At 62.0% G+C, this 21000-nt stretch carries 14 protein-coding genes; all 14 read right to left on the bottom strand.

Annotated features, from left to right (window positions below; all coding sequences use genetic code 11):
• Positions 1-456, bottom strand: a complete 456-nt coding sequence (gene gspG / locus BLO97_RS07585; protein WP_092146771.1) for a type II secretion system major pseudopilin GspG — start codon at positions 454-456, stop codon at positions 1-3.
• 3 nt (positions 457-459) lie between these two features.
• Entirely contained in the window at positions 460-1668 is a 1209-nt protein-coding gene (gene gspF / locus BLO97_RS07580; RefSeq protein ID WP_092222327.1) for a type II secretion system inner membrane protein GspF, read from the bottom strand.
• A 4-nt stretch (positions 1669-1672) separates the two neighbouring features.
• Positions 1673-3145, bottom strand: coding sequence for a type II secretion system ATPase GspE (gene gspE / locus BLO97_RS07575; protein ID WP_092222325.1), 1473 nt, complete (start codon positions 3143-3145; stop codon positions 1673-1675).
• Positions 3142-5064 carry a type II secretion system secretin GspD gene (gspD, locus tag BLO97_RS07570; protein WP_170862056.1) on the bottom strand — a complete coding sequence of 641 codons (1923 nt, stop codon included), beginning with the start codon at positions 5062-5064 and terminating at the stop codon, positions 3142-3144. Before gspD ends, gspE begins: the two co-directional genes overlap by 4 nt.
• A gap of 8 nt (positions 5065-5072) precedes the next feature.
• Positions 5073-5597 (bottom strand): type II secretion system protein N, encoded by a 525-nt coding sequence (locus BLO97_RS07565; protein WP_092222321.1) that lies wholly within the window; start codon positions 5595-5597, stop codon positions 5073-5075.
• On the bottom strand, positions 5594-6139 hold the full coding sequence (locus BLO97_RS07560; protein ID WP_092345527.1) for a cytochrome b: 546 nt from the start codon (positions 6137-6139) through the stop codon (positions 5594-5596). The genes BLO97_RS07565 and BLO97_RS07560 overlap by 4 nt, the downstream gene beginning before the upstream one ends.
• 66 nt (positions 6140-6205) lie before the next feature.
• On the bottom strand, positions 6206-7669 hold the full coding sequence (gbpA, locus tag BLO97_RS07555; protein WP_092222319.1) for an N-acetylglucosamine-binding protein GbpA: 1464 nt from the start codon (positions 7667-7669) through the stop codon (positions 6206-6208).
• 340 nt (positions 7670-8009) lie between these two features.
• Positions 8010-9077: a uroporphyrinogen decarboxylase gene (hemE, locus tag BLO97_RS07550; RefSeq protein ID WP_092222317.1), complete on the bottom strand. Its 1068-nt coding sequence runs from the start codon at positions 9075-9077 to the stop codon at positions 8010-8012.
• Between the two features lie 187 nt (positions 9078-9264).
• On the bottom strand, positions 9265-10683 hold the full coding sequence (locus BLO97_RS07545; protein WP_039592434.1) for an FAD-dependent oxidoreductase: 1419 nt from the start codon (positions 10681-10683) through the stop codon (positions 9265-9267).
• A gap of 33 nt (positions 10684-10716) precedes the next feature.
• Positions 10717-15165: a glutamate synthase large subunit gene (gltB, locus tag BLO97_RS07540; protein WP_063323299.1), complete on the bottom strand. Its 4449-nt coding sequence runs from the start codon at positions 15163-15165 to the stop codon at positions 10717-10719.
• A 350-nt stretch (positions 15166-15515) separates the two neighbouring features.
• Positions 15516-17096, bottom strand: coding sequence for an AAA family ATPase (locus tag BLO97_RS07530; RefSeq protein WP_092146782.1), 1581 nt, complete (start codon positions 17094-17096; stop codon positions 15516-15518).
• A 9-nt stretch (positions 17097-17105) separates the two neighbouring features.
• Entirely contained in the window at positions 17106-18206 is a 1101-nt protein-coding gene (aroB, locus tag BLO97_RS07525) for a 3-dehydroquinate synthase (RefSeq protein WP_063323301.1), read from the bottom strand.
• Positions 18207-18384: 178 nt separating this feature from the next.
• On the bottom strand, positions 18385-18903 hold the full coding sequence (gene aroK / locus BLO97_RS07520; RefSeq protein ID WP_003196983.1) for a shikimate kinase AroK: 519 nt from the start codon (positions 18901-18903) through the stop codon (positions 18385-18387).
• A 4-nt stretch (positions 18904-18907) separates the two neighbouring features.
• The gene (pilQ, locus tag BLO97_RS07515; RefSeq protein ID WP_063323302.1) at positions 18908-20998 is read right to left on the bottom strand and encodes a type IV pilus secretin PilQ; all 2091 of its coding nucleotides are present in this window, start codon (positions 20996-20998) and stop codon (positions 18908-18910) included.
• Positions 20999-21000: the final 2 nt, after the last annotated feature.

The following is a 21000-nucleotide window of genomic DNA, read 5'->3' as shown; positions in this document are numbered from 1 at the left end:
TCACTCAGCCCAATTGCCGATGTCGGCGGCAAAGCCCTCGCCGCCCAGCAGGCCGTCGGCACCCAGCGAGTACAGGTCGTAACCGCCATCGAGCGCCTTGAGGCCAGGATTGAGGTACTGATAGGGCGTGCCCCAAGGGTCGACCGGCTGGCTCTTCAGATACCCTTGGGGGTTCCAGTTTTTCGCGGCTGGCGTACCGGAAGGACGCTTGCTCAACGCCTCCAGGCCCTGCTGGGTCGAAGGATATTGAGCATTGTCGAGACGGTACATTTCCAGGGCCGTGGCAATCGCCTGAATATCAGTGCGCGCGGCCGTGACCTTGGCTTGGTCAGGCCGGCTCATAAACTGCGGCACGACGATGGCGCCGAGGATGCCGATAATGACCACCACCACCATGATTTCGATCAGGGTGAAACCACGCTGGGGGCGTACCGGTCGGTTGTTTTGAAGTGTCATGGGTCAATTCACCAATTGGTTGAGGCTCAAGATAGGAAGCAGAATGGCCATGACGATCAGCAGCACGACGCCGCCCATCAGCACCAACATGGCCGGTTCGAAAAGGCTCACCACCAGCGCGATGCGTGCCGCGAGGCTGGCCTCTTGTTGTTCGGCGGCGCGGGCCAACATGCTGTCGAGTTCGCCGGCTCGTTCACCGCTGGCGATCATGTGCAGCATCAGCGGCGGGATATCCCCGCCCAGTTCCAGGCCACGGGTCAGGGTGCCGCCCTCGCGGACCGAACGGGCCACGTCGGCCATGCGTGCGCGAATGGTCAGGTTGCCGATCACCTGGGCGGCAATGTGCAAGGCCTCCACCAGCGGCACCGCGCTTTTGCTCAGGATCGCCAAGGTGCTGGCGAAACGGGCCGCTTCCATTGCCCGCAGCACCTCGCCCAACAACGGCAGCCTGAGCAACAAGCGGTGCCAACGCAGGCGCCACGCCGGTTGGCGCAGGCTCCAGCGCCACAGCCCGAGCAGCCCGGCCAGGGCCCCGAGCAACAGCAGACCGTAGCGACGCAAGCCGTCGCTCATCGCAATCAGCGCCTGAGTCAGCCAAGGCAACGGCTGGCCACTGTCGACGAAAATCTTCACCACATCCGGCACCACGTAGCCCAGCAGGAACGCGACAATCGCGACGCAGGCCAGCATCAGAATCAGTGGGTACACCAACGCCAGTTGAATGCGCTGGCGCGACGCCTGGCGCGCCTGGGTGTAGGTCGCCAATTGCTCCAGCACCTGGCCCAAGTGGCCGGATTGCTCGCCGGCGGCCACGGTGGCGCAGAACAGCTCGGGAAACGCCTGGGGAAAGGCCCTCAGGGCCGTCGCCAATGCGTGGCCTTCCATCACCCGGCTGCGCACCGCCGCCAGCAGGTGGGCGACACGGCGCTTCTGGCTCTGTTGCGCCACCGCTCCCAGGGATTCTTCGAGGGGCAGGCCGGCCTGGATCAAGGTGGACAACTGCAACGTCAGCAATGCCAGATCTGCCGGGCTCAACCACGTTCCGGCGTGCCACCCGCCCAGGGTTCGCGGTTCCTTCGCTGCAAGCAGTTCGCAGGGCAGCAAGCCGCGCTCGCGCAGCAACTGGCGAGCATGGCGCGGGCTGTCGGCTTCCACACGGCCCTTGCAGCGGCGGCCCTGGGCGTCCTCGGCCCGATAGTCGAAGGTCGGCATGGTGCTAATCCCCCTGGGTAATGCGCAGCAGTTCGTCGACGCTGGTCAGGCCTTCCAGCACCCGCTGGCGACCGTCCTGAAACAGGCTGCGGGAGGTCTTGCGCGCCTCGGCGGCCAGCGCCTGCTCGGTGGCGCCCTGATGAATCAGTTGCGACAGGGCGGCGCTGACATTCACCAACTCATAGATACCAAAGCGTCCGCGATAACCCTTCTGGCATTGCTCGCAGCCCTGGGCCTTGAACAACCGGGGCGCGGCACCGGCATCGAGGCCCAGGCGCCGACACGTAGCGACGTCGGCCACATAAGGCGTCTTGCAGGACGGGCACAAGGCCCGCAACAAGCGCTGGGCGACGATGCCGGCCAGGGACGACGCCAGCAGATACGCATCCACGCCCATGTCCACCAGCCGCGTGACCGCGCCGACGGCGGTATTGGTGTGCAGGGTCGAGAGCACCAGGTGGCCCGTCAGCGACGCCTGGACGGCGATTTCGGCGGTCTCGCGGTCGCGTATCTCGCCGACCATCACCACGTCCGGGTCCTGGCGCAAAATAGCCCGCAAACCACGGGCGAATGTCATGTCGACCTTCGGGTTGACCGGCATCTGGCCGATGCCCGGCAGGTGATATTCGATGGGGTCTTCGACGGTGAGGATGTTGCGACTCTGGTCGTTGATGCTGCTCAAGGCCGCGTACAGGCTGGTGGTCTTGCCAGAACCCGTGGGACCGGTCACCAACACGATGCCGTGGGGTTTGCCGAGCAATAGCCGCAGGTCGGCGAGGGTGTCGTCGGGCAGGCCCAGGCGATGCAGGTCCAAACGCCCGGCCTGCTTGTCGAGCAAGCGCAACACCACGCGCTCGCCATGGGCCGAAGGCAACGTGGAGACCCGTACATCGACTTCATGGCCGGCCAGGCGCAAGGCCATTCTCCCATCCTGGGGTACGCGCTTTTCGGCGATGTCCAAACGGGCCATGACCTTGATCCGCGACACCAGCAAGTTCGCCAGTTCCCGGCGCGGGCGCAGCATTTCCTGCAACTGCCCGTCGATGCGCATGCGCACCGACAGGTATTGCTCGAACGTTTCCAGGTGCACGTCCGAGGCCTGTTCGCGGACTGCCTCGCTGAGCAGCGCGTTGATCAGCCGGATAATCGGCGCATCACCTTGTTGCTCCAGCAAGTCGGTAGTCTGCGGCATTTGGTCGGCCAGGCTGAGCAGGTCCAGCTCTTCGTCCAGGCCCTGGGCCACCTGCTCGGCGGCACTCTGGCCCTGGCGATAGACGCTGGCCAGGCGCGCGGCGAACAGCGTCGGTTCCAGCACCTGGATGGGCAAATCCCGCCCGCACAGGCGCCGCACTTCGGCCACGGCGGTCAGGGGCGTGTCGCCGCGCATCACCAGGCTCAAGGTCGGCCCCTCGCCTTCGAGCAGCACACCGAAACGTCTGGCGAAACCAAAGGGCAACGGGGCCTGCGGTTCAGTCACAAGGCCCCCGCACGCTGTTGCGAATCGGCCGCTGATGCATCCTTGGATGAGTCGAACAACTGGCGGGCATCCCGGGGCAACAGCAGCGAGTTGTTTTTCCGCGAGCCGGGCTTGCTCAGTTCCCGGAGCGCGTCGTAGCGCTGGCGACTCACATCGGCCAGGTCTTCGCTGCTGCGCACGATGGTCGGGCGCAGGAACACCATCAAGTTGCTTTTGGTCTGGGTGTCGCGGTTCCAGCGAAACAACGCGCCCAAGTAGGGAATACTGCGCAGCAGCGGCACACCGCTTTGCTGGCTGCGGACACTGTCGCGGATCAGGCCGCCGATCACGATGATCTCGCCATCGTCCGCCAGGATCGTGCTCTTCAAGGCGCGCTTGTTGGTGATCAGATCGGAGGAATCGACTCCGGAAACAGACGGTGCGATATCCGAAACTTCCTGCTCGACTTCAAGACGCAAGGTCGAGCCTTCGTTGATGTAGGGCTTGACCTTGAGGCTGATGCCGACGTCCTTGCGCTCCACGGTGGTGAACGGATTGTCCGCACCGTTGCCGCTGGTGGCATAGGAACCCGTTTTGAACGGGACGTTCTGGCCCACGATGATTTCCGCTTCCTGGTTATCCAGGGTGAGCAGGCTGGGGGTGGAAAGCAGGTTGCTGTGAGTATCGCTCGCCAGCGCCGAAACCAGCGCACTGAAGCGGTCACCGCCCAGCCGCAGGAATGCGCCTTCAGTCTTTTTATCCAGCTTATTGAAGTCCAGGCCGACGATCGGAATGTCGGTTCCCGGGAAATTGATGCCACCTGTCGCGCTGCCGCTCTTGAGTCCCCACTGCACCCCCAGCGCTTCGGAAATATCTCCGCTCACCTCGACGATGGCCGCATGAATGAGCACCTGGGCCCGGGGTTGGTCCAGCTCCCGGACGATGTTCTCGATGATGCGGACCTGGGCCGGCTCGGCGATCAGGACCAAGGCATTCTGGCTTTCATCGGCCTTGATCCTGAAGGGGCTGGCCCCCGCGGTTTCCCGTTGGCCAGCGAGGACCGGCGTGGTTTTCCTATCCTGCCCGACACCTTCCAGGACCTCGGCCAACTGTTTGGCATCGCTGTGACGCAGACGGATGACCCGCGCGTTGTCCTGGGAAGCGGCTGCCGGCACGTCCAGGGTCCGGGCCAGGTCGACCAGGCGTTGACGCACCGCTGGCGCGCCGATGATCACCAGCCGGTTGCTGCGGGCATCGGCGATCACCACGCCCGCCGTTTCCCCCTCGCGCTTGCCGCCGGAGGCTTCCACGAGTGGGGCGATGTCCCCGGCCTGGGCGTGCTTCAAGCGCACCACCACGTGATTGCGGTTGCGTCCTGAATCCAACCGTTGCACCACGCCGGTGATGCGCTGGACGTTGGCCGCCGTGTCGGTGACCACCAAGGCGTTGGACGAGACCGAAGGGCCGACGTAACCATTGGCCGATACCAAGGGGCGGATCAGCCCGGCGACGTCGGCAGCGACACTCGATTGCAAGTCGAGGACCCGGGTGATGAACTGCGACGGTGTGGCGCTTTGTTCGTCGGCGATACCGGCACGCGTCTTGGCATCGCTGACCGGGGTGATCAGGATCCGCTCGCCTTCGTCGATCACGGTGAAGTTGTGTGCATCGAGTACCGAATAGAACAACCGACGTACCCCCTCGCGGTCCAGCGCTTGACGGGACATGACCGTAATGCGCCCTGACACCCGGGGATCGAGCACCACGGTCTTGCCCAGGATCGCCGAGAATTCCTCGACCACGTCGCGCAGTTCCGCGTTGTTCATCGCCAGTTGCCACTGGGCCTCCTCGGCTCGCAGCGAAACGGGAAACGTCAGTGGACACACCACTGCAAGGCCGAACAGGACGCGTGCTACACGGCCCCGGATAAAGCTGTTCATGAATTCGATCACTCTGATTGCCCGGCCACCGGGCGTAGGTATTGCGTGGAAACAAGCGTGGCATGGTGCCCGTCTTCGGGGGTCAATCGGCGCAGCAAGGGCTTGGCGTCTTGTTGCAGGGAAAGGCGCTCTTCACGTCCGTTGCGCCACAACGTCACATGGCCGGCTTCGACCCGACGCAGCACGCTGCCACCGGGCAAGCGCTCACCCACCTGGTAAATGCGCGGGCCGGCGGCGTCCGCCAACAATGCCCGCGACAAACCTTGGCCGGCGACAAAACTGGCCTGCAACGTAATCGGTTCGGCGCTTGGCGCCTGGGCACCTTCAGGCGCCAGGCCAAGCACGGTCGCCACGGCTTGCACGTTGGGCAGGTCACGAACCGGAACCATCGGCGGGTCCGCCGGCACCGGCACATCACGACCCAAACCCTGGTGAAAGCGCCACTCTTGTCCGGCCAGCAATATCCCGTAAAGCAGCGGCACGAGCACCAGCAGCAGCCTCGGCAGGCGGCGGCCAAGGAAAGACAGGCTCACCTTTGCGCTCTCCGGCTCATCGCGCCAGCTGGCTTGGCGAAAGACATGCGTCGTACCACCCTGCGCCCGGAAAACTCATGCCAGAGCACCGCGCACAGGTGCAGCGCAATCAGCATCGAAAGCACCACGCAAGACAGGCTATGGAGGGTGTTGGCCAGTTCGATCAGCGCCGGATCAGCCAATGGTTGAGGAAAGCGAACAAGGCCGAAGACACTGATGGTGCTTTTCATCATCAGTACGCCGGTCACCAGCACGACGCTGATGGTCAGGTAGATCAGCGCATGCACCGCCAAGGCCAGCTTCTTGTTCAATGAAGGCGCTGCCCCACGGGGCTCCAGCTCACAAAAAAACAGCCAGGCCCGCCACACGAAAAACGGAATGAACAGCGTGGTCAACGACACATTGAGTGAGCCAATCCAGTGTTCGGTCGAAGCCGACACCGGGTTGAATGCCACATAAAAACCGGACACCAACGTCCATAAAATAATCACCGCCGACAGCCAGTGCAGCAGCACCCGTCGCTTGGAATAATTGGAATGCATCATCGCGCCCTCGCTTGAAGGCTTCAGGCAACCCGGTGGGCCGCCTGAAGCCATGCCTGTCAGGACTTACAGCTTGTCCCAGGCGCTTTGCCAGGAGGCACCGACACCCGGTTCAAAACCGTTCGAGGTCGGGCTGTACTGCTTGCAGTAGCCGGACGCCGGGAACGGCTTGCACTCGAAGACTTCGTCAGTCTTGGGCTGCAGCACTTTCGTGCCGGCGGTGTAGTCACTGATGCCTTCAGGGAACACGAAGTCGTACTCGATGCCGGCGCCCTCACCGGTCAGGGTGACGGTCTGGGTCTCCTGGCGCGTGGTACGCCCATCTTCGGTGGTGCCCACCAGCGTCAGGGTGTGGGCGCCCGGGGCGCTGCGCACGTCCAGGCTCAGGCCGGTACTGCCTTCACCCACGGCCTGGCTGACGGTACCGACCTGCTTGTTCTTCTCATCGAACAGTGCGGCTTCGAGGTTCATTCGGCGGTTTGTCTGCGCGGTGAACGCCATGCTGACCCGACCTTTATCGAGCACGTACTCTGGCTGCAGGGAAGAAATTTCCATGCTGGCGCTGGCGTCTTCCTGCATGTCCAACTGCACTTGATAGCCAGTCACACCGCTTTCTTTCTGGGCGTACAGCCTGTTGGTACCTTTGACCGGCGCGATATTGCCGTCTTCACCACGAATACCGGCACGAATCAGGGCATGGGTGTTAATGGCTTCGGCCAGTTTGAACGACCAATTCTCAGGCTTGCCTTCTTCAGCGTTGTCGATACTGATTTCTACGCTGTACTCAGCATTTTCGCCGGTGGCGGAGAATGCACGGGCCTTGACCTTGTCACCCGCCAGCAACGGAGTCGATGGCGTAATGCTGCCCACCGGCAACCAGCCGCCCGGCAATGCGGCTTCGGCGAGAATGTTCACATCCACCGGGTTGTAGAACGCGTTATCCGTGTCGCCCACTGTCCAGACGGCCAGGATGACGTGATGACCCGATTTACTGTCAGGAATGACGCAGTTGTGCGGGGCACCGCTTACCGGAATTTGATGACCGCCATCCACCGTACAGAACGGCGTGCTGTCGAACGAGGAGCGCTTGAGCGCTTGGTTCGGCTTCCAACCGTCGCGGGTAATGAAGTATTCGTGTTTGCTCGTCCGGTGCGCTGCGTCGTATTTCCATTGGAAGGTAGTGTTGCGGTCCCTGATTTCGGTCAGATGCCAGCGCGAAGCCGATTGCGCATCAAGGGCAGAAAAGTTGGCGTTGCCGCCGCTGGCGATCTTGCCGTCGATAGGGCCTTGCAGCGGCCCACCACCGGCTCCATTCGGGAAGCCCTTGAAGGTCTCGCCGGTACTATGCGGCTCGTATTGCGCGCCACCGCAGTTTAGGTTGACACCTTTCTGGCACAACAGCGCACGAGAAGGCGGCACTTCGACGAAACCATGTGCATGCACACCTTGGGACGCCACCATGGCCGACAACAGCACTAACGACGAAGCACACCCCGTTAATACATTGCCCTTATTGAAGTTATTTTTCATATAAGTTCCAGACTACTCATCGAGATTGAAAAGACGAATCACCGTCATCTTGAAAGGCGCGCCGGATCGTTCAGCGCCAGACCTAACAAGCGCCGAACCTTATAGAAAGTTGAACAGTTCCTATGTAGGAAAAATCTCTCAAAATAGAAGGAATGATCTCTGAAGCTATTTCTCTTACATAGCTTGAGAAACTTCTTACGAACAGAAATAACTATCAAACAAAAACAAACAGACACATCAGACAAAACAACTGACGCCTTGCATTTAATAGATAAAAAAACAGGCGAAAAAAAGCCTGTCCGGCACGGGTCCGAACAGGCGGGGTGACGCTGGAAAACGATTACTGGTGGTACTGCGCCGACAACTCATGCACCGCCCGCAGGAAGGCCCCAGCGTGTTCCGGGTCGACTTCCGGGGTGATGCCATGGCCGAGGTTGAACACATGGCCACTGCCGCTGCCGTAGCTGGCCAGGATGCGCCCGACTTCTGCGCGGATGGCTTCAGGCTTGGCGTAAAGCACGGTCGGGTCCATGTTGCCTTGCAGGGCAACCTTGTGACCGACACGCTCGCGAGCGTTGCCAATGTCGCAGGTCCAGTCCAGGCCCAGGGCGTCGGCGCCGGCATCGGCGATGCTTTCCAGCCACAGGCCGCCGTTCTTGGTGAACAGGATCACCGGGACTTTACGACCCTCGTGCTCGCGGATCAGGCCACTGACGATCTTGCGCATGTAGGCCAGGGAGAATTCCTGGTACGCCGCCGCCGACAGGTTGCCGCCCCAGGTATCGAAGATCTGCACCGCTTGTGCACCGGCCAGGATCTGCCCGTTGAGGTAGGACGTGACCGACTGGGCCAGCTTGTCCAGCAGCAGGTGCATGGCTTGCGGATTGTCGTAGAGCATCGCCTTGGTCTTGCGGAAGTCCTTCGACGAACCGCCTTCGACCATGTAGGTCGCCAGCGTCCAGGGACTGCCGGAGAAACCGATCAGCGGCACGCGCCCGTTGAGTTCACGACGAATAGTGCTGACCGCGTCCATGACGTAGCCCAGGTCTTTCTGCGGATCGGGAATCGGCAAGGCCTCGATGTCGGCCAGGGTGCTGATGACTTTCTTGAAGCGCGGGCCTTCGCCGGTCTCGAAGTACAAGCCTTGGCCCATGGCATCGGGAATGGTCAGGATGTCGGAAAACAGGATGGCCGCGTCCAGCTGCGGATAGCGATCCAGCGGCTGCATCGTCACTTCGCAGGCGAACTGTGGGTTCATGCACAGGCTCATGAAGTCACCGGCCTTGGCGCGGCTGGCGCGGTACTCCGGCAGGTAGCGACCAGCCTGGCGCATCATCCACACCGGGGTGACGTCAACGGGTTGCTTGAGCAGGGCGCGAAGGAAACGGTCGTTCTTCAGGGCAGTCATGTCGGCATCCGGAAAAAAAGTGCGGGCATTTTCTCAGAGCGCGACGCAAAAGGCACGGCAAGAGCCGTGCCTTTTATCTATCGGGGCAATTTGTCGCATAGAAGCAGCTGCAAGCTATCAGCTACAAGCCTCAAGCTCATCTGCTTCGAACTTGTGGCTTGCAGCTTAAAGCTCGCAGCTGGCGTCGTCAGACGCCCAGATAATCCAGAATCCCTTCCGCCGCATTGCGGCCTTCGAAGATCGCCGTTACCACCAGGTCGGAACCACGGACCATGTCGCCACCGGCGAAGATCTTCGGGTTGCTGGTCTGGTGCTTGTACTGGCCCTGCTCCGGAGCCACCACGCGGCCCTGGCTGTCGGTCTGGATGCTGAACTGCTCGAACCACGGCGCCGGGCTTGGGCGGAAGCCGAAGGCGATGACCACGGCGTCGGCCGGGATGATCTCTTCGGAACCGGGGATCGGCTCGGGACTGCGGCGGCCACGGGCGTCCGGCTCGCCGAGACGGGTCTCGACCACCTTCACGCCTTCGACCTTGTCTTCGCCGACAATGGCGATCGGCTGGCGGTTGTAGAGGAACTTCACGCCTTCTTCCTTGGCGTTCTTCACCTCTTTGCGCGAACCGGGCATGTTGGCTTCGTCACGACGGTAGGCGCAGGTCACCGACTTGGCGCCCTGGCGGATCGAGGTGCGGTTGCAGTCCATCGCCGTGTCGCCACCGCCGAGCACCACCACCTTCTTGCCTTTCATGTCGACGAAATCTTCCGGCGACTTTTCAAAGCCCAGGTTGCGATTGACGTTGGCGATCAGGAAATCCAGGGCGTCGTAGACACCCGGCAAGTCCTCTCCGGCAAAGCCGCCCTTCATGTAGGTGTAGGTGCCCATGCCCATGAACACGGCATCGTATTCTTCGAGCAGTTGCTCCATGGTCACGTCCTTGCCCACCTCGGTGTTCAGGCGGAACTCGATGCCCATGCCGGTGAAGACTTCGCGACGATTGCTCAGCACAGTCTTTTCCAGCTTGAACTCGGGGATGCCAAAGGTCAGCAAGCCGCCGATTTCCGGGTTCTTGTCGAACACCACCGGGGTCACGCCACCACGCACCAGCACGTCGGCACAGCCCAGGCCCGCCGGGCCGGCACCGATGATCGCCACGCGCTTGCCGGTCGGCTTGACCTTGGACATGTCCGGACGCCAGCCCATGGCGAACGCAGTGTCGGTGATGTATTTCTCCACCGAACCGATGGTCACCGCGCCAAAACCGTCGTTGAGGGTGCACGCCCCTTCGCACAGGCGATCCTGCGGGCACACCCGGCCGCAGACTTCCGGCAGGGTGTTGGTCTGGTGGGACAGCTCGGCGGCCTGGAGGATGTTGCCCTCGGCCACCAGTTTCAACCAGTTGGGAATGAAGTTGTGCACCGGGCACTTCCATTCGCAGTACGGGTTACCGCAGCCCAGGCAGCGATGGGCCTGATCGGCCGACTGCTGGGGTTTGAAAGGCTCGTAGATTTCCACGAACTCTTTCTTGCGTTGACGCAACAGTTTCTTCTTCGGATCCTTGCGCCCGACATCGATGAACTGGAAGTCGTTATTCAGACGTTCAGCCATTGTTAAAACCTCATCAAACTCTTCAGGCGCATATCACTGCGGGTTGGCACGAGTGCTGGAAAGCAACGACTTCAGGTTGGCAGCCTTCGGCTTGACCAGCCAGAAACGGCGCAAGTAGTCATCGAGGTTCTCGGCGAGCTCACGCCCCCACTCGCTGTCGGTTTCCGCGACGTACTCGTTCAGCACGTTTTGCAGGTGGCTGCGATAGGCTTCCATCGCCTCGCCGCTGATCCGCTGGATTTCCACCAGTTCGTGGTTGACCCGGTCAACGAAGGTGTTGTCCTGGTCGAGCACGTAGGCGAAACCGCCAGTCATGCCAGAGCCGAAGTTATAACCGGTCTTGCCCAGCACGCAGACAAAACCACCGGTCATGTACTCGCAGCAGTGATCGCCGGTGCCTTCCACCACAGTGTGGGCCCCGGAGTTACGCACGGCAAAACGCTCGCCTGCGGTGCCGGCGGCGAACAGCTTGCCGCCCGTGGCGCCGTAGAGGCAGGTGTTGCCGATGATGGCACTGTCCTGGGTCTTGTAGACGCTGCCCTTGGGCGGAACGATGACCAGCTTGCCGCCGGTCATGCCCTTGCCCACGTAGTCGTTGGCATCGCCTTCCAGGTACATGTCCAGGCCACCGGCGTTCCAGACGCCGAAGCTCTGGCCTGCGGTGCCCTTGAAGCGGAAGGTGATCGGCGCCTTGGCCATGCCCTGGTTGCCGTGCTTGCGGGCGATTTCGCCGGAGATCCGTGCGCCGATGGAACGGTCGCAGTTGCAGATATCCAGGTCGAACTCGGCACCGCTCAGGTCGTTGATCGCCGCAGCGGCCATGTCGACCATCTTCTCGGCCAGCTCACCCTTGTCGAATGGTGGGTTGCGATCAACCTGGCAGAACTGTGGCTTGTCTGCCGGAATGTAATCGCTGCCCAGCAATGGGGTCAGGTCCAGGTGATGCTGCTTGGCGGTCTGGCCTTCGATCACTTCCAGCAGATCGGTACGGCCGATCAGCTCTTCGAGCGAACGCACGCCCAGCTTCGCCAGCCACTCACGGGTTTCTTCGGCCACGTAGGTGAAGAAATTCACCACCATGTCCACGGTACCGATGTAGTGGTCCTTGCGCAGCTTGTCGTTCTGGGTCGCCACGCCCGTGGCGCAGTTGTTCAGGTGGCAGATGCGCAGGTATTTGCAGCCCAGGGCGATCATCGGCGCGGTGCCGAAGCCGAAGCTCTCGGCGCCGAGAATGGCGGCCTTGATCACGTCCAGGCCGGTTTTCAGGCCGCCGTCAGTCTGCACCCGGACCTTGCCGCGCAAATCGTTGCCGCGCAGGGTCTGGTGAGTTTCGGCCAGGCCCAGTTCCCACGGTGCACCGGCGTACTTGATCGAGGTCAGCGGCGATGCGCCGGTGCCGCCGTCGTAGCCGGAGATGGTGATCAGGTCGGCATAGGCCTTGGCCACGCCGGCCGCGATGGTGCCAACGCCCGCTTCCGCCACCAGTTTCACCGAGACCAGCGCCTTGGGGTTCACCTGCTTGAGATCGAAGATCAGTTGCGACAAGTCTTCGATCGAGTAGATGTCGTGGTGCGGCGGCGGTGAGATCAGGGTCACGCCAGGCACCGCGTAGCGCAGCTTGGCGATCAGGCCGTTGACCTTGCCGCCAGGCAGCTGGCCGCCTTCGCCGGGCTTGGCGCCCTGGGCAACCTTGATCTGCAGCACTTCAGCGTTGACCAGGTATTCCGGCGTCACACCGAAGCGGCCGGTGGCCACCTGCTTGATTTTCGAGCTCTTGATGGTGCCGTAGCGCGCCGGGTCTTCGCCGCCTTCGCCGGAGTTGGAACGCGCACCGAGGCGGTTCATGGCTTCGGCCAGGGCTTCGTGGGCTTCCGGGGACAAGGCACCCAGGGAAATACCGGCCGAATCGAAGCGCTTGAGCACCGACTCCAGCGGTTCTATTTCACTGATGTCCAACGGCGTGTCGAGGGTCTTGACCTTGAGCAGGTCGCGAATCATCGACACCGGACGGTTGTCCACCAGCGAGGTGTATTCCTTGAACTTGCTGTAGTCGCCCTGCTGCACGGCGGCTTGCAAGGTGTTGACCACGTCCGGGTTGTAGGCGTGGTACTCGCCACCATGGACGAACTTCAGCAGGCCGCCTTGCTGGATCGGCTTGCGCGGACTCCAGGCTTCGGCCGCCAGGGCTTTCTGTTCGGCTTCGATGTCGACGAAACGCGCCCCTTTGATGCGGCTCGGCACGCCACGGAAGCTCAGCTCGCAGACTTCTTCCGACAGGCCGATGGCCTCGAACAGTTGCGCGCCACGGTACGAGGCGATGGTCGAGATGCCCATCTTCGACAGGATCTTGAGCAGGCCCTTGGTGATGCCCTTGCGGTAATTCTTGAAGACCTCATAGAGGTCGCCCAGCACTTCACCGGTACGGATCAGATCGCCCAGCACTTCATAGGCCAGGAATGGATACACCGCCGAGGCACCGAAACCGATCAGCACCGCAAAGTGATGCGGATCGCGGGCGGTGGCGGTCTCTACCAGGATGTTGGAGTCGCAGCGCAGACCTTTTTCGGTCAGGCGATGGTGCACCGCGCCGGTGGCCAGCGAGGCGTGGATCGGCAGCTTGCCCGGCGCGATGTGACGGTCGCTCAGCACGATCTGGGTACGACCGGCGCGCACGGCTTCTTCCGCCTGATCGGCAACGTTGCGGATCGCCGCTTCCAGGCCGACGCTTTCGTCGTAGTTCAGGTCGATGACCTGGCGCGCGAAGCCCGGACGGTCGAGATTGGTCAGCGAGCGCCATTTGGCCGGGGAAATGACCGGCGAGCTGAGAATCACCCGCGAGGCATGCTCCGGCGACTCCTGGAAAATATTGCGCTCGGCACCGAGGCAGATTTCCAGGGACATCACGATCGCTTCGCGCAGCGGGTCGATCGGCGGGTTGGTCACCTGGGCGAACTGCTGGCGGAAATAGTCGTAAGGCGTGCGCACGCGCTGCGACAGCACGGCCATCGGCGTGTCGTCACCCATGGAGCCGACCGCTTCGTAACCCTGCTCGCCCAGCGGACGCAGCACTTGGTCACGCTCTTCGAACGTCACCTGGTACATCTTCATGTACTGCTTGAGCTGATCGACGTCGTAGAAAGCCGAACCGTGGTCGTTGTCTTCCATGGTCGCCTGGATGCGCAGGGCATTCTTGCGCAGCCATTGCTTGTATGGATGACGGGACTTGAGACGGTTGTCGATGGCGTCGGTGTCGAGGATCTGGCCGGTCTCGGTGTCCACGGCAAAGATCTGGCCCGGGCCCACGCGCCCCTTGGCGATGACATCCTCGGGCTGGTAGTTCCAGACACCGATTTCCGAAGCCAGGGTGATGAACCCGTTGGTGGTGGTGACCCAACGCGCCGGCCGCAGGCCGTTACGGTCCAGCAGGCACACGGCGTAGCGACCGTCGGTCATGACGATACCGGCCGGGCCATCCCACGGCTCCATGTGCATGGAGTTGTATTCGTAGAAGGCCCGCAGGTCCGGGTCCATGGTCTCGACGTTCTGCCACGCCGGCGGCACCAGCATGCGCACGCCGCGGAACAGGTCGATGCCACCGGTCACCATCAACTCGAGCATGTTGTCCATGCTTGAGGAGTCCGAACCCACGCGGTTGACCAGCGGGCCGAGTTCTTCGAGGTCGGGCATCAGGTCGTTGGCGAACTTGGTGCGACGGGCCACGGCCCAGTTGCGGTTGCCGGTGATGGTGTTGATCTCGCCGTTGTGGGCGAGGAAGCGGAATGGCTGGGCCAGCGGCCATTTCGGCAGGGTGTTGGTGGAGAAGCGCTGGTGGAACACGCAGATCGCGGTTTTCAGGCGCTCGTCGCTCAGGTCCGGATAGAAGGCGGTGAGGTCCGCCGGCATCATCAGGCCTTTGTAGATGATGGTCTTGTGGGAAAAGCTGCAGATGTAGTGATCGGTGTCGGCGGCATTGGCCACGGACGAACGACGACGGGAGCTGAACAGCTTGATCGACATGTCCTGGTCGCTCAGGCCTTCGCCAGCGATGAATACCTGTTCGATCTGCGGCAGGCGCTCGAGCGCCAAGCGGCCGAGGACACTGGTGTCGATCGGCACTTTGCGCCAGCCGACCAGTTGCAGGCCGGCGGCCAGGATCTCGCGGTTCATGTTTTCGCGAGCCGCCTGGGCCTTCACCGGGTCCTGATTGAAGAACACCATGCCCACGGCGTACTGCTTGGGCAGGGTCACGCCAAACGTTTCCTGGGCAATGGCACGCAGGAACTCGTCGGGCTTTTGAATCAGCAAGCCACAACCGTCGCCGGTCTTGCCGTCGGCGTTGATCCCACCACGGTGGGTCATGCAGGTCAGGGCCTCAATGGCCGTTTGCAAAAGGGTGTGGCTGGGCTCGCCCTGCATATGAGCTATCAGGCCGAAACCGCAGTTATCCTTGAATTCATCTGGTTGGTACAGACCTGCTTTCATAGACACTTTCTCACCAGGCTGCCTCTAATCGAGGCAAATTTCTTTTCAATTCAACCAGTTGCATGCCGCGCCGAACGTACGCCAGCTTTGCGGGGGCAAAAGGGAGGTCATTGTACACACCGACACAGAGGCTCACAAATTTGACGACGAACTGTCGCAAATCCATGTCGCATTTGTGAAAGGTTTAAAGCTATATGCTGTGCTAGTCAAAACTTTTTTGGGTCCGACCGCTACGACTCAAACACTACTGTGACGCAGACACCACAAGGCGCGCGGCCTGAAAGGTCGCCCGCCCCTGCGGAAATTTTGAGGTTGCCGGGAGAGGCGGCCTGGGTAAGGCCGCCGAATCTTCAGCGAGTTGCTGCCAGTTCCTGTTGGACGCTGGCGACAGTGCGAGGCCAAGGTTTACCAGCCTGAACCTTCGCTGGCAAGGCCTTGATGGCGGAAACGGCTGCATCACGGTTGGCAAAGCTGCCGTAGGTGATGACATACAGCGGCTTGCCGTTGAGGACTTTCTTGAAATAGCGGTACTCGCCGCCCTGCTCCTTGACGAAGTTCTGTGCCGCGGCTTCGGAGCTGGTGCCGAGGATCTGCACTACATAGTTGCCCGGTGCCTGGCCAGCGTACCAGCTACCGCCCGCGGTCTTGGCCGGGGCAGCAGCAGGCTTGGCTGCGGGCGCTGGTGCCGCCGGCTTGGCGGCAGGCGCTGGAACCGGGGCAGGCTTGGCGGTGGCCACCTGGGTGGGTGCCGGAGTCGGCTTGGCGGCCGGGGCAGGCGTCGGGGCAGGGCCGGCCGGCACGCCCACAGGCGGTGCGGTGGTGGTCACGGTCGGCGGCACGTCGCTGCTGTCGTCGACCGGTGGCGCAGCGCCGTCGTCGCCTTCGGTGATGCCACCGGCCGCTTCAGCCAACGGGCCACGCATGACCGGTTGCGACTGGCCGACCAGCGGCAGTGGCATCGGCTGGGTGTTGCCGGCGAATTCCACTGCCGGCGCACCCCCGTTGGGTTGCGGCGTCCCTTGGCCGAGAGGCAGTTGCGCCTGTTCGTTGGCAGGGGTACCCGTGGTAGGCGCCTTGGTGCGCCCCGGCATCAGCCAGGCGGCGGCAACCGCGACCACGACGACGGCGGAAATTGCCAATACGTGTTTCTTCGGCATGTTGAACCCCATACTTGGACGCTTCACCGCTGAGCGGCTGGCAATCATGACTTCGATCAGAGCATCGCGGGCGACCTGGTTGATGTTGCCAGGCCAACCGTCGGAGCTTTCGTGAATCTCAGAGATCTGATCGGCGGTGAAAAGTTCGATACCCCGGCCCGCCCCCTCAAGACGCTGGGCCAGGTATTCACGCGTTTCTTCCTCGGTGTAGGGCGCCAACTCGATGACGTGGAAGCGCTCTTCCTCAAGGTTCAATTGCTCCAGATCAGCGATCAGCGACGACTCACCGAACAGGAACACATGAGGGCGACCCTCTGGCGCTCCGGCCGCCAAGGCCAGCAGGGCCTCGAGGGCCGATTCGTCGAGCTGCTCGGCATCGTCCACCAGCAGATAGACTTCCTGCCCGGTCAGCGCCAGTTGCACGATCTGATCGAGAACTGCACCGATTTCGGCCTGCGCGACGTTCAGCGCCTGGGCCACCTGACGCAATATACCGGCCGCATCGCCGGCGCCACGGGCCGATACCACCACGCTTTGCACGGACTGCTTGTTGGTGCTGGCCACCAGGGCCTGGCGCAGCAAGGTCTTGCCGCTACCCTGGGGACCGGTGACCACCAGCAGCAACTGGCTGTAGCGCGCCAGGTGATGCAACTGGCCCAGTACCGGCTTGCGCTGTGCAGGAAAGAACTTGAAGCCCGGGACCCGCGGTGCGAAAGGGTCATGACTCAATTGGAAATGGCCGAGGAAAGCCTCGTCGGCATGCAAACTAGTCATCGGATCTTATTAACCTTTAAGCTGAGCCAGGGCGCGGTAGTCCGCTCCCAGCGTGGCCTGTAGAACTTCTTTCGGATAATCGTCGGTCACCACCGCTTCGCCCATGTGGCGCAGCAGCACCAGACGCAGACGACCGTCGATCACTTTTTTGTCGATTGCCATGTGTTCAAGAAAATCCGCCTCGGTCATTTCTTCAGGCGGAACCACCGGCAGCCCGGCGCGCTGGAACAGACGGATACCGCGATCGCGCTCCTGTTCGCTGATCCAGCCCAGGCGCGCAGACATCTCCAGGGCCATGACCGTACCGGCCGCAACGGCCTCGCCATGCAGCCAGACACCATAGCCCATGTGGGTTTCGATGGCATGGCCAAAGGTGTGGCCCAGGTTGAGCGTGGCACGCACTCCCGATTCACGCTCATCGGCCCCCACCACGGCGGCCTTCGCGGCGCAGGAGCGTTCGATGGCGTAGGTCAGGGCTGCTTGATCGAGTGCGCGCAGGCGGTCGACGTTCTCTTCGAGCCAGCCCAGGAACGGCTCGTCGCAGATCAGCCCGTACTTGATGACTTCCGCCAACCCGGCAGACAGTTCGCGAGCCGGCAGGGTATTGAGGGTGGCGGTGTCGATCAGCACCACATTGGGCTGATAGAAAGCACCGACCATGTTCTTGCCCAGCGGATGGTTGATCCCGGTCTTGCCGCCCACCGACGAGTCGACTTGCGACAGCAGCGTGGTGGGGATCTGGATGAAATCGACGCCGCGTTGATAGCAGGCGGCTGCAAAACCGGCCATGTCGCCGATCACACCGCCACCCAAGGCAAGCACCGTGGTGCGGCGATCGTGGCGCGCAGTCAGCAGGCCATCGAAAATAAGTTGCAGGGTTTCCCAGTTCTTGAAGGCTTCGCCGTCGGGCAATACCACGGATATGACCGAGAAGGCCGACAGGCTGCGGGTCAGACGTTCCAGATACAGGGGCGCGACGGTTTCATTGGAAATGATCGCTACTTGCCGCCCGGCGATATGCGGCGCCAGCAGTTCGGGCTGGTCCAGCAGGCCCTCGCCAATATGAATCGGGTAGCTGCGCTCGCCCAGGTCGACCTTAAGTGTCTGCATGTGTCCCCACAGTGAAGATGGAATCAGGCGTCCTGCCTGCGATTAACGAAATGCCCAACGGGGATAAATCCCCTCGCCACAGGTCCCAAGAGCTTGGCTTGCCGTCATTAATGGCTATCCGCCACGCCTCGGACGGGTTCCGACGGGACGTCGAGGATAGCGCATTTCGCCAAGCGCATTAACGGGGAGGCAGTTGCTGAAGGCGATCGAGAATGTCCAGCACCACCATCCGCGGCGGCCGCTCGTCGGTTTCCACCACCAGGTCGGCGATCTCCCGATACAGCGGATCACGCAGCTCCAGAAGGTCCCGCAGGGTCTTGGCCGGGTCGGCGGTGCGCAACAGCGGGCGGTTGCGATCCCGAGCGGTGCGACCCACCTGCTGCTCGACAGAAGCATGCAGATAGACCACTCGTCCGCCGGCATGCAGCGCCCGACGGTTGGCTTCGCGCATCACCGCGCCGCCACCGGTGGCGAGCACCACGCCATCGAACGCGCACAGCTCGGCGATCATCGCCTGCTCACGGTCACGAAAGCCCGGCTCGCCTTCCTTGTCGAAAATCCATGGGATATTGGCGCCCGTGCGCAATTCAATTTCCTTGTCGGAATCTTTGAACGGCAGGCGCAGCTCTTTGGCCAGCAAACGGCCGATGGTGCTTTTTCCAGCGCCCATCGGCCCAACAAGAATCAAATTTCGCACAGAATCAACGACTCACAGCAATCGCCTGGTTATTCATGATACGCGGAGTGAGGAACACCAGCAGCTCGGATTTGCTATCCGAAACCACATCACGCCGGAAAAGGCGGCCAAGATACGGCACATCGCCAAGAAATGGCACCTTATCTACAACCTTGCTCTGAGTATTTGAGAAAACCCCGCCAATCACAATGGTCTCGCCATCATTGACCAGGACCTTGGCATTGACCTCGTTTTTCTTGATCGGCGGCACATCATTCACCTTGTTCAGGTAGTCCGGCTCATCCTTGGTGACCTTGACCTCCATGATGATCCGGTTGTCTGGAGTGATCTGCGGGGTCACCTCCAGCGACAGTGAAGCCTCCTTGAACGACACCGACGTCGCACCGCTGGAGCTGGCTTCCTGATAAGGAATTTCCGTGCCCTTGAGGATCTTTGCCGTCTCCTTGTCGGACGTCACCACCTTGGGCTGGGAGACGATCTCCCCGTTGCCGGTCTTCTCCATGGCCGTCAGTTCAAGGTCCAGCAATACGTTGTCGGTGATGAAGGCAATGCCAATGCCCGAGGTATTGCCCGAGGCGCCCAGGTCGACGAACGGCTGGTTGGTGCTGGTGCTACCCGGCGTGCCGATAGTGGTTGAATCGCCCGTGGTAACCCCCGAGGAACTCCAGTTGCCCTTGTTTTGAATCGAACCGCCCCAACGCACGCCCAGGCTTTTGTCGTAGTCGACGTTAGCTTCGACAATCCGCGCCTCGATCATCACCTGGCGCACCGGAATATCCAGTTGCGCCACGATCCGGCGCAGTTCGTCGAGACGGTCCTGGGTCTGGTAGGCAATGATGTTGTTGGTTCGCTCATCGACCGTGATCGTGCCGCGCTCATCGGCTTTCGCCTCGGCGCTGGTCACCGACTGGAACAGCTTGGCGATGTCCGTCGCCTTCGCATAGTTGACCTGCAACAGCTCACGCCGCAGCGGCGCCAGGTCGGCAATCTGCTTCTGCGACTCCAGTTCCTGGCGCTCACGGGCGGCAATTTCATCGGCCGGAGCCACCAACAGCACGTTGCCGACCTTGCGTTTGTCCAACCCCTTGGTCTTGAGCACCAGGTCGAGCGCCTGGTCCCAGGGCACATTCTGCAACCGCAGGGTGATGCCACCCTGCACCGTGTCGCTGGCCACGAGGTTCAGGTTGGTAAAATCGGCAATCAGTTGCAGGACCGAACGCACCTCGATGTCCTGGAAGTTGAGCGAGAGCTTCTCGCCACTGTAGGCCGCCCGGTCGGCGTTACGTTTTTGCAGGTCGTCGACGGTCATGGGCCGGACGCTGACGGTGAGCTTGTTGTCGGTCTGGTAGGTCGAGTAGTCGAAAGTCCCGCTGGGTTCGATGCTGATGGTCGCCCGGTCGCTGCCGGCGCTGGCATTGACGAATTGCACCGGGGTAGCGAAGTCCTTGACGTCCAGGCGCACCCGCAGCGGCTCGGGCAACTGCGTCCTGGCGAAATTGAGGATGATCTTGCCTTCGCGCTCCTGGATGTCCGGGGCGATGGACGGATCAGACAGATCGATCACCACGTTGCCTTCGCCCTGGGTCCCGCGTTGGAAGTCCACCCCACGGATCGCCTTGCCCACCGGCCCACTGGCCCTCGCAGGCGCAGCGCTGGCAACCGCCGGGCGCGGGGGCTGAGTGGTGGAGTTCTTCGGGGCAGTGCTCTTCGGGGCGGCGCCCTTGCCAACCACCACGAACAGGTTGTTACCTTCGATCCGGGTGTCATATGGCGCCAGTTGGGTAAGGCCGATGATCAACCGAGTACGATCCCCAGCCTCGACCACAGTGGCGCTGCGTGCATTGCCCCCGCCCAGGTCGTGGCGCTTGCTGGAAAGTTGATTGGTCACGCCCGGCAGGTCCAGTGCAATCCGGGCCGGTTGTTCGGTGGTGTAGCCCCGGGGTGGTGGCGGCGGCCCGTCGAAGGTGAGCTTCAACTCGACACGGTCCCCCGGCAACGCCGCCACATCCAGCGTCTTCAGGCTGGCCCCAAGAACCATCGGCGACAACAGCGCTATCCATAGCGAAATACCGAGGGCTGAAAAAAACCTGTTCATTG

The organism is Pseudomonas sp. NFACC05-1, assembly GCF_900100135.1.
Classification (GTDB): Bacteria; Pseudomonadota; Gammaproteobacteria; order Pseudomonadales; family Pseudomonadaceae; genus Aquipseudomonas; species Aquipseudomonas fluorescens_Q.
The sequence above is the reverse complement of the archived record's forward strand: the minus strand, read 5'-3'. Positions and strand labels throughout refer to the sequence as shown.